Origin of the sequence: Streptomyces sp. SID1328, assembly GCF_009865595.1 — a bacterium.
Lineage (GTDB): Bacteria > Actinomycetota > Actinomycetes > Streptomycetales > Streptomycetaceae > Streptomyces > Streptomyces griseoluteus.
In genome coordinates this window covers 1-2076 of the sequence record NZ_WWKH01000803.1, presented here as the reverse complement: position 1 = coordinate 2076, position 2076 = coordinate 1, and the positions used below count along the sequence as shown (strand labels likewise).

2 protein-coding genes and 1 pseudogene are annotated in these 2076 nt (G+C 70.6%); 1 reads left to right on the top strand and 2 read right to left on the bottom strand.

The annotated features are described in order from the left end of the window. Together GT030_RS25800 and GT030_RS25795 are read right to left on the bottom strand one after the other, a co-directional pair. Positions 1 to 222 (bottom strand): annotated as a pseudogene (locus GT030_RS25800) (ATP-binding protein); the annotation flags it as partial. A gap of 485 nt (positions 223 to 707) precedes the next feature. Further along, complete coding sequence (locus GT030_RS25795; protein ID WP_086690461.1) at positions 708 to 1088, bottom strand: STAS domain-containing protein; 381 nt, start codon at positions 1086 to 1088, stop codon at positions 708 to 710. A gap of 338 nt (positions 1089 to 1426) precedes the next feature. On the opposite strand from GT030_RS25795, the gene GT030_RS25790 reads away from it, so the two are divergent. Further along, positions 1427 to 1999 (top strand): sigma factor, encoded by a 573-nt coding sequence (locus GT030_RS25790; RefSeq protein WP_161203163.1) that lies wholly within the window; start codon positions 1427 to 1429, stop codon positions 1997 to 1999. The last annotated feature ends 77 nt before the right edge of the window (positions 2000 to 2076 follow it).

Below are 2076 nucleotides of genomic sequence, written 5' to 3'. Positions count from 1 at the left end.
GGGCGGCGGGCCGCCGGGCAGCGACAGCCGCAGCAGCGCCGGGCGGCCGGTGTGCACCACCGCGTTGGTCACCAGCTCGGAGACGAGCAGGATCAGCGTCTCGGCCAGTGGCTCGTCGGCCGCTATGCCCAGTCCGGCGAGCCGCGATCGCGCCCACTTCCTCGCCCGCCCCACCTCTTCGGGGTCGGGCCGGATCTCCAGCGTCACTTGAAGCACCTGCACCGCTCACACCATCCGAACCGGCGGACACATGACCGCACGACGACCCGCCGCCGCGGCGCGAACCGCGACGAACCGCACGACGAGGGCCACGATCGTAGCCATTTTCTGCATGGCCAGAACAACGGCCAGAGCAAGCGTTACGGAACGTGATTCCCTTACGAGACAGCATGGTTGACGTACAGTCACCCCAACAAGCGCTTCGGGCATATTCCCGCGCGAAGGAGTACTCGTGCGGCATACTGTGCGACGCATACGCCAGGGAGTCGAACAGGCGGCGCGCGGGGCCCTGCCGGTGGCACTGGCGGTCGCGGTCACTCGCATTCGACCCAAGGTACCCGAGGGGCCGCCCGACTCCGGGCCGTGACGAGTCACAGTCGGAGTACGGGACTCACTTCCACGCTGCGTGACCTGTTTTCGCCACGATCCGCGACATCCATGGCCATGAATCGTGGCACCGAGGGCGCTCACCTCGGCAGCGACGGCGCTCAGGCCGACAGCGATCCCGCCTCGTCGGCGGTGGCGGACTCGACGTCCGGGCGCACGTCGAAGAGGCGGCGCACCCCGAGCGCGCCGAGGACGCGGTTCACGTGCGAGCCGTCCTCCGCGCCCCGGTCGGGCAGGATCAGCCGCAGCCTGCCCTGGCAGGAGCGGATCAGCCGGCGGACCGCGATGAGCACGCCGACCCCGCTGGAGTCGCAGAAGAAGACCTCGGAGAGATCGAGGACCAGGCTGTGGTTCCCCTCGGCGACCACGTCGTGCACCCGCTGCCGCAGCACGGGTGAGGTCACCAGGTCCAGTTCGCCGGCCACCTGGAGCACGGCCCACTCGCCCCGTTCGGTGCCGGTCACTTCGAAAGCCACGGCCACACCTCTCCGCTCGGCGGATCTTGCGGAACCACCCGGAAATGGAAGCAGTTCCTTCGGTTCTTTCCGCGCGGCTGCCCAGCGGCCGTTTCCCTGAAACACGGAACCGCAAACCGCGGAGGGATCAACAGAGGGCTTGTTTCGGTCACTGTCGATCGGGTTCGATCGTACTTCGATCGAAGGTGGGCCCGAGATAAGTGAAGACGGTGTGAAGAGACCCCTACCACCTGCGGTGCTGCCAGGGGCGCGCATTGACACAAAGGGGCGTGCATCGTCGGACGTGCCGACTACATTCGAGGAGACGCCGGGCACATCCTGGAGACGGCGAGGGGAGGAACCGCATGCCGGCCAAGGACGTACCGCCCCGCTGGGACCGCACCATGCAGCAGCGGCTCGCGCGCGGTGAGGCCGCCGCCCTGGGCGAGCTGTACGACCGGTTCGCCTCCCTGGTGCAGGGCCTCGCGCACCGCGTGCTGAGCGACGACACGGCCGCCGCCGCCGTCACCCGCGACGTCTTCGCCCATGTCTGGGAGCACCCCGACACCTACGACCACCGGCAGGGACCGCTGCGCACCTGGATCGCCGCGACGACCCAGCGGCTGGCCGTGCAGAAGCTGCGCGAGACCGAGACGGCCGCGCTCGGCGGCGACTCCCCGGCGGAACTGGCCGCCCTGGAGAGCCGGGTGCGGCACGCCTCCGTCGCCGCCCGCGCCGACTACATCGTCCACTCGATGCCGCACCCGCTGCGGGCCGCGCTGGAGCTGGCCTACTTCCAGCGGCGCGACTACCGCCAGGCCGCCACCGACCTCGGCGTCACCGAGGACGAGGCGCGCCGCCGGCTCCGCCTCGGCCTGCAACTGCTCTCCACCGCCCATGACACCGGGGCGCCGCCGGGACTCGGGGGTGCCCGATGACCGACCCGCACCGCTTCAAGGCGCCGGACGGACCAGCGGACGGCGCGGCCGGGCACGTGCCCCCGCCCCGCTCCCCC